The 6,087-nt window shown below is 69.9% G+C and carries 6 protein-coding genes and 1 pseudogene; 1 reads left to right on the top strand and 6 read right to left on the bottom strand.

Features of this window, described 5'->3' with window-relative positions; genetic code table 11:
• The 5 genes and pseudogenes from ACTS11_RS07785 to purQ form a co-directional block, all read right to left on the bottom strand.
• A pseudogene (locus tag ACTS11_RS07785) lies at positions 1-481 on the bottom strand (ribonuclease E/G); the annotation flags it as partial.
• Between the two features lie 484 nt (positions 482-965).
• Complete coding sequence (locus ACTS11_RS07780) at positions 966-1,109, bottom strand: hypothetical protein (RefSeq protein WP_442639759.1); 144 nt, start codon at positions 1,107-1,109, stop codon at positions 966-968.
• 7 nt (positions 1,110-1,116) lie between these two features.
• Positions 1,117-2,433 carry a sigma-54-dependent transcriptional regulator gene (locus tag ACTS11_RS07775; RefSeq protein ID WP_442639758.1) on the bottom strand — a complete coding sequence of 439 codons (1,317 nt, stop codon included), beginning with the start codon at positions 2,431-2,433 and terminating at the stop codon, positions 1,117-1,119.
• Between the two features lie 19 nt (positions 2,434-2,452).
• Positions 2,453-4,252: a sensor histidine kinase gene (locus tag ACTS11_RS07770; protein WP_442639757.1), complete on the bottom strand. Its 1,800-nt coding sequence runs from the start codon at positions 4,250-4,252 to the stop codon at positions 2,453-2,455.
• Positions 4,253-4,294: 42 nt separating this feature from the next.
• Positions 4,295-4,963 (bottom strand): phosphoribosylformylglycinamidine synthase subunit PurQ, encoded by a 669-nt coding sequence (gene purQ / locus ACTS11_RS07765; RefSeq protein ID WP_442639756.1) that lies wholly within the window; start codon positions 4,961-4,963, stop codon positions 4,295-4,297.
• 109 nt (positions 4,964-5,072) lie between these two features.
• On the opposite strand from purQ, the gene ACTS11_RS07760 reads away from it, so the two are divergent.
• Positions 5,073-5,543, top strand: a complete 471-nt coding sequence (locus ACTS11_RS07760; protein WP_442639755.1) for a cupin domain-containing protein — start codon at positions 5,073-5,075, stop codon at positions 5,541-5,543.
• A 4-nt stretch (positions 5,544-5,547) separates the two neighbouring features.
• Here the strand turns inward: ACTS11_RS07760 and ACTS11_RS07755 are convergent.
• Positions 5,548-6,087: zinc-binding dehydrogenase (locus ACTS11_RS07755; protein WP_442639754.1), on the bottom strand; the 540-nt coding region annotated here is incomplete at its 5' end.

The following is a 6,087-nucleotide window of genomic DNA, read 5'->3' as shown; positions in this document are numbered from 1 at the left end:
CCTCCTCGGGGGGCGTCAGGTCGGCGGCGAGGTCGTCCTCGTCGCCCAGATCGACCACGTCCATGCCCGAGGGCGTGCCGCGCGTGACGGCGTCGCCGTTCGCGCTCTCGGCCCGCGTGCCCGAGGGCTTGCCGCGGCGGGAGCGTCGGCGCTTGGGCTTCTGCTCCTCCTCCTCCTCGGCCATGGCCTCGGCGTATTCACGCTCCTCCTTGAGGAGCGCCTCGCGGTCGGCGACGGGGATCTGGTAGTAGTCGGGGTGGATTTCCGAGAAGGCGAGGAAGCCGTGGCGGTTGCCGCCGTAATCCACGAAGGCGGCCTGGAGCGAGGGTTCGACCCTCGTGACCTTCGCCAGGTAGATGTTTCCTGCCAGTTGCCGCTTGCTCAGCGACTCGAAATCGAACTCCTCGACCTTGGTTCCGTCAACCACGACAACCCGGGTCTCCTCGGGATGCGTGGCATCGATGAGCATCTTCTTTGCCATGTGTTCCTTGCCCGCAAGCCGCCCGGCGGCGCCCCCGCCGGCTGTGCGCCGGAGGAACGGGACGAGCGGTTGCGAATGTGCATGAGCGCGAGGGACACGGCCCGCCGTCCGGGGAGGGCCGCGCGGAGCGCATCGGCCCCGTACCCCCTCGCCTCGACTGCTGCTGCGCCGTGCATCGCGTCTGTCTCCGGCCGCACCGGGAAACCCCTTGCGGCCCTTCATGCCCCGTGAGGGGCGGTTCCGGTTGGGCCGGACGGCATATGCGCCCCGTCGCCCGAGTGACCTGCGATCCCTGTCGCGGCGGTGTTCTGCGCGGCGAGCGGCTGGGATGCAGAGAAACTGATCCACCGGCACGAAGCCGGTTGCGTTACATTAAGGTCAGGCGCGCGCCGAAGACAATGGCCTATGTGCAGGCGCGACGATGCCCGGGGGCGGGAATGCGCCCCCAAAACCCTCCTCGACACGCGATGAGGAGCGCGTGGGCTCAGGCCCGGCCGGGCCGGACGAAGGACGCGCTGGCGAGCGCCGCGCCGAGCGCCACGACCCCGCTGCCGGACAGCATCCAGCCCGCCGCCCCGAAGCCGGCGACGATCAGCGCGCACATGATCCAGGGGAATACGACGTTCATCACACCCTCACAGATAGTCGGACCGGCTGAGCCCGTACTTCGCCATCTTCTCGTTGAGCGTCCGGCGCGGCAGGCAGAGCTCGTCCATCACCGCCGAGATCGAGCCCTTGTGCCGCCGCATCGTGTTGTCGATGAGCATCCGCTCGAAGGCCTCGACGTATTCCTTGAGCGGCTTGCCCTCGGTCGTCATCGCGGGGCCCGTCGCCTCGTTGTCGGCCATCAGCAGCGAGGTGATCGACCCCGATCCCCGGCGATTCTGCAGGACCGCACGCTCGGCGATGTTGACGAGCTGGCGCACGTTGCCGGGCCAGGGCGCCTGGAGAAGCTGCGCGGCCTCCTGCGCCGTCACCTGCGGCGCGTCGCAGCCGTATTCCTCGGCGAACTGCTCGGACATGCGATTGAAGAGCGTCAGGATGTCCTCGCCGCGGGCGCGCAGGGGCGGGCAGATGATGGTCATCGCCGAGAGCCGGAAGAACAGGTCGGGCCGCAGCGAATCCTCCAGCGTCTTGCCCTGCGCATGTTCGTTGCAGATCGCGATGATGCGGGTCTGCGGCGGGCTTGCCTGTTCGTTGATGAACGTCAGGAGGCGGGCCTGGAGCGCGTTCGGCAGCGCCTCGATATCCTCGAGGCAGAGCGTGCCGCCGCGCGCCTCCTCGACCAGCGGGATGGAATCGTCGGGGTTCGGACCGAAGAGCTTCTGCGAGAGCTGCTCCTCCGCCCAGGCGGAGCAGGAGATCGAGATGAACTTCTTCGACGCCCGCGGCCCGACGGCGTGGAGCGCGTGCGCCACCAGCGTCTTGCCCGTTCCGGTCTCGCCGTCGATCAGCACGTGGCTGTCGGCCTGGCCGAGATCGAGGATGTCCTCGCGCAGCCGCTCCATCTCGGGGGAGGAGCCGATGAGCTTCTTCATCACCGCCTTGCCGTCCGACAGCTCGCGCCGGAGCGCCCGGTTGTCGAGCGTCAGGCGGCGCTGCTGGCTGGCCTTGCGGGCGAGGTCGGTCATCCGGTCGGGGTTGAACGGCTTCTCGAGGAAGTCGTAGGCGCCGATCCGCATCGCCTCGACCGCCATCGGCACGTCGCCATGCCCGGTGATCAGGATCACCGGCAGGCCGCTGTCCTGCGCCATCAGCCGCTTGAGGAAGGTCACGCCGTCCATGCCGGGCATCTTCACGTCGGTCACGACGACGCCCGCGTAGTCCGAGCCGATCGACTTCAGCGCGTCCTCCGCCGAGGAATAGGTCTCGGTCTCGAAGCCGGACAGGGTCAGCCACTGGCTGATCGACTGGCGCATGTCCTGTTCGTCGTCCACGATCGCAATCTTCATCGCGATGTCCCCTCCATGCTCATTCCGCCGCGCGTCCGCCTCCGGGCGCCGCCTCGCCGCGCGACAGGAGCGGCAGGCGGATCTCGAAGACGGCGCCGCAGCTCTCGCCGTTGCGCGCGGTCAGCCTTCCCCCGAGGTCGGACACGATCCCCGAGGAAATGGCAAGACCCAGCCCCACGCCGTCGCCCGGCTTCTTCGTGGTGAAGAAGGGCTCGAAGAGGTTCTCGAGGTCGGTGATCCCCTCGCCCGAGTCGCGCACCGTCAGCACCGCCTCGTCGCCCTCGGCGATGATCAGGTCGAGCTCGCGGCGCGGGCTGTCCTTCATCGCGTCGAGCGCGTTGCGGAGAAGGTTGATGATCACCTGCTCGAGCCTCAGCCGGTCGGCCAGAACCATGACCGGGCGACGCGGCAGGCTCTGGTCGATCTCGACGCGCATGGTCCTGAGCTGCGGCTCCATCATCGTGATCGCGCCCTTCAGCGCATCGCGAAGATCCACGGGCTCGAACGCGTCTCCGCCCTTGCGGGCATAGGACTTGAGCTGCCGGGTGATCGCGCCCATCCGCTCGATCAGGTCGTCGATCCGCTGGAAGGACGAGCCCACCTCCTCGAAGCGCCGCCGCTGCAGCAGCAGGCGCGCCCCCGCGAGGTAGGTCTTCATCGCCGCGAGCGGCTGGTTCAGCTCGTGGCTGACGGCCGCCGACATCTCGCCCAGCGCGGCCAGCTTCTGGCTCTGCGCGAGGCTCTGCTCGGCTTCCTCGAGGTTCTTCTCGGCCTTCTGGCGCTCGGCGATTTCCCGCTGCAACCGGGCGTTCAGGCGGCGAAGCTCCGCCGACTCGCGCTGGAGCACGGCGGACTGGAGCCGCGCGCGGCGGCTCACCAGGTAGAAGCTGCCCGCCAGAAGCAGCGCGAATCCCATGATCTGGAGCGCGAGGACGCCGTTCACCCGCTCCCGCACGGAGGCATAGGCGGTATAGCTGACGATCCGCCAGCCCCGGAACGGGATGCGCGCCTCGAGCCGGATCGTGTCGTTGCCGAAGAAGAGCGCGTTCTGATCCCCGAAGGCCCAGTTGCCGGTGGCCTCGATCGCCCGCTCGATGGCCGAGGGCGCGGGCGCGAGGTCGAGCGCCTCCGCCTCGGTCCGCCCGCGCCAGCGCGGCTCGGTCGACAGGATGATCTGCCCCTCGGAATTCGTCAGGAAAACCGCCTCGCTGGTGCCGCGCCAGCGCTCGACGATGCGGCTGAGGTCCACCTCCACGAGGATCACGCCGAGCAGGATGTTGTCCACCTCGATCCGCCGCGAGAAGGTGAAGTCGAAGCGCCCCGTCTCGGGTTCGTTGGTGGTGAAGACCGTCTCGGGCGAGCGCAGCGCCTCGACGAAGAAGGGATCGGACGAGCGCAGCTCGGCGATGCGCTGCCGGTCGGTGGCCGCCACGACGCGCCCGTCGCGGCTGAGCAGGATGATCGAGGCGGCCCCGATCTCCTCCACGTAGGAGATCAGCCGCTGCGAGGTCATGGTGAAGTCGTTCTGCTCGAGCGACCGGATCAGCACCGGGTCGCGCGACAGCAGAAGCGGCACCACCGAATGGCGCTGCAGCTCGGACATGATCGAGCCGGAATAGAGCGCGAGGCGCAGCTCGGAACGGTTCCGCGTGCTCTCGGTGAAGCGCTCGGTCAGCCAGATGTTGGAAACCCACATGACCGCGACCGCGACGCCCAGGAACAGCAGCATCGCGATGCGCAGGATCCAGGTCCTGCGCCGCGGCGGCCCTCCGGCGCGCCCTGTCCGCATCTGGCGGAGGCTCGTGTCCGTCACGCTCATGGACGGACAGTATGCGCGGGGCGGTGCGCGCTCAAGTCCGGCTCAGGCCGAGACGAAGGCGTCCGCGAGCGACCGGAACAGCGCGGCGCCGTCGGTTCCGCCCTGCGCCGGGTCCACCGCGCGCTCGGGGTGCGGCATGAGGCCGAGCACGCGGCGGTTCTCGGAGAGAACGCCCGCGATGTCCGCGACCGCACCGTTGGGATTGCCCCGGTAGGTGAAGGCGATCCGGTCCTCGCCCCTCAGCCGCGCGAGCCCGTCGGCGTCGATCTGGTAGTTTCCGTCGTGGTGCGCGATCGGGAAGGCCACTTCCTGTCCCGCCGCGTAGCCGGCGGTGAAGGCGCTGTCGGCCGTCGCGACGCTCAGCCCCTGCACCCGGCAGACGAACTTCAGCCCCGCGTTGCGCATCAGGACGCCCGGCAGGAGCCGCGTCTCGCACAGGACCTGGAAGCCGTTGCAGATGCCGAGGACGTGCCCGCCCCGTTCCGCGAAGCCCGCCACCGCCCGCATGATCGGCGACTGCGCCGCGATGGCGCCGCAGCGCAGGTAGTCGCCGTAGGAGAACCCCCCCGGCACGCCCACCACGTCGAGACCCTCTGGCAGCTCCGTCTCCTTGTGCCAGACCATGACGGTCTCGAAACCGGCGGCGCGGAAGGCCACGGCGAGGTCGCGGTCGCAGTTGGAACCGGGGAAGACGAGGACGGCGGCTTTCATGCCCGCTCCATGCCGCAAATCCGCGTCCTGCGCCAGCCCTCTCTGGCCCGGGCATCCTCCCGCCGCTACGCTGTCCGGCACCTGTCCCCTCCCCCCGGAGGCCCGCGCCATGATCCCCGTCATCAACCTTGCGGATGTCGAGTTCGACGACATCGAGGAGAACGGCCGCTACACCTCGCGCCGCGCGATGTTCAGCGCCCGGATCGGCGCGCGGCAACTGGGCTACAACCTGACCGAACTGCCGCCCGGCAAGGCGCAGTGCCCGTTCCACAACCACCACGCCGAGGAGGAGATGTTCCTCGTCCTCGAGGGCGAGGGCGAGCTGCGCTTCGGCACCGAGCGCTACCCGCTCCGGCCCATGGACGTCGTCGCCTGCCCCACCGGCGGGCCGGAGGTGGCGCACCAGATCGTCAACACCGGCACGGGCGTGATGCGCTACCTCGCGCTGTCCACGCTCGCGCCCGTGGAGCTCTGCGAATACCCCGACTCCGGCAAGATCGGGACCTGGTCGCAGACGGGCGCACGCGGGGTCTTCCGCACGCGCGACCTCGCCGGCTACTACGACGGCGAGGAGACCTGAGCGCTCAGGCGGCGAAGTCGGTGATGACGGCCACGCCCGGCGGCGCCGGCCCGTCGAAGAGCGCGAGCTCCGCCGAGGCGTCCGACAGCCCCACCCGCCGCGCGATCATCGGCGAGAGGTCGAGCCCCGTCGCCGCCAGGAAGTCGAGGAGCGCGGGATAGCGATGCGCGGGCATCCCCCGCGTGCCGTAGATCGCGAGCTGCCCCGAATAGACCGCGTCCCAGGGCAGCGCCATGGTGACATGGTCGCCCGCGGGCATCCCCACCTGCACCATCCGCCCGAGCTTTCCCAGCGATCTCAGTGCGTTCGCCGTCGTCTCCGGGAACCCCAGCGCCTCGAGCGCGACATGGACGCCGCCGCCCGTGACCGCCTTCATCGCTCCGGCCGGGTCCTCGCCGCGCGCGTCGATCACCGCCTCCGCCCCGAGCGCGCGCGCCATGGCGAGCTTCTCCGGCACCACGTCGGACACCGCCACCCGCGCCCCCATCGCGCGCCCGAGCATCACAGCGGCGAGCCCCACGCCGCCCCCGCCCCAGACGCCGAG

This window comes from Roseicyclus sp. (assembly GCF_052168335.1).
Classification (GTDB): Bacteria; Pseudomonadota; Alphaproteobacteria; order Rhodobacterales; family Rhodobacteraceae; genus Roseibacterium.
This window is presented reverse-complemented; position numbering and strand designations above follow the sequence as displayed.

Bases quoted from the DNA above. Each gene is read 5' to 3' on its own strand.
- ACTS11_RS07770 (WP_442639757.1), bottom strand. From the start codon at position 4,252: ATGAGCGTGACGGACACGAGCCTCCGCCAGATGCGGACAGGGCGCGCC.
- purQ (WP_442639756.1), bottom strand. From the start codon at position 4,963: ATGAAAGCCGCCGTCCTCGTCTTCCCCGGTTCCAACTGCGACCGCGAC.
- ACTS11_RS07775 (WP_442639758.1), bottom strand. From the start codon at position 2,433: ATGAAGATTGCGATCGTGGACGACGAACAGGACATGCGCCAGTCGATC.
- ACTS11_RS07760 (WP_442639755.1), top strand. From the start codon at position 5,073: ATGATCCCCGTCATCAACCTTGCGGATGTCGAGTTCGACGACATCGAG.
- ACTS11_RS07780 (WP_442639759.1), bottom strand. From the start codon at position 1,109: ATGAACGTCGTATTCCCCTGGATCATGTGCGCGCTGATCGTCGCCGGC.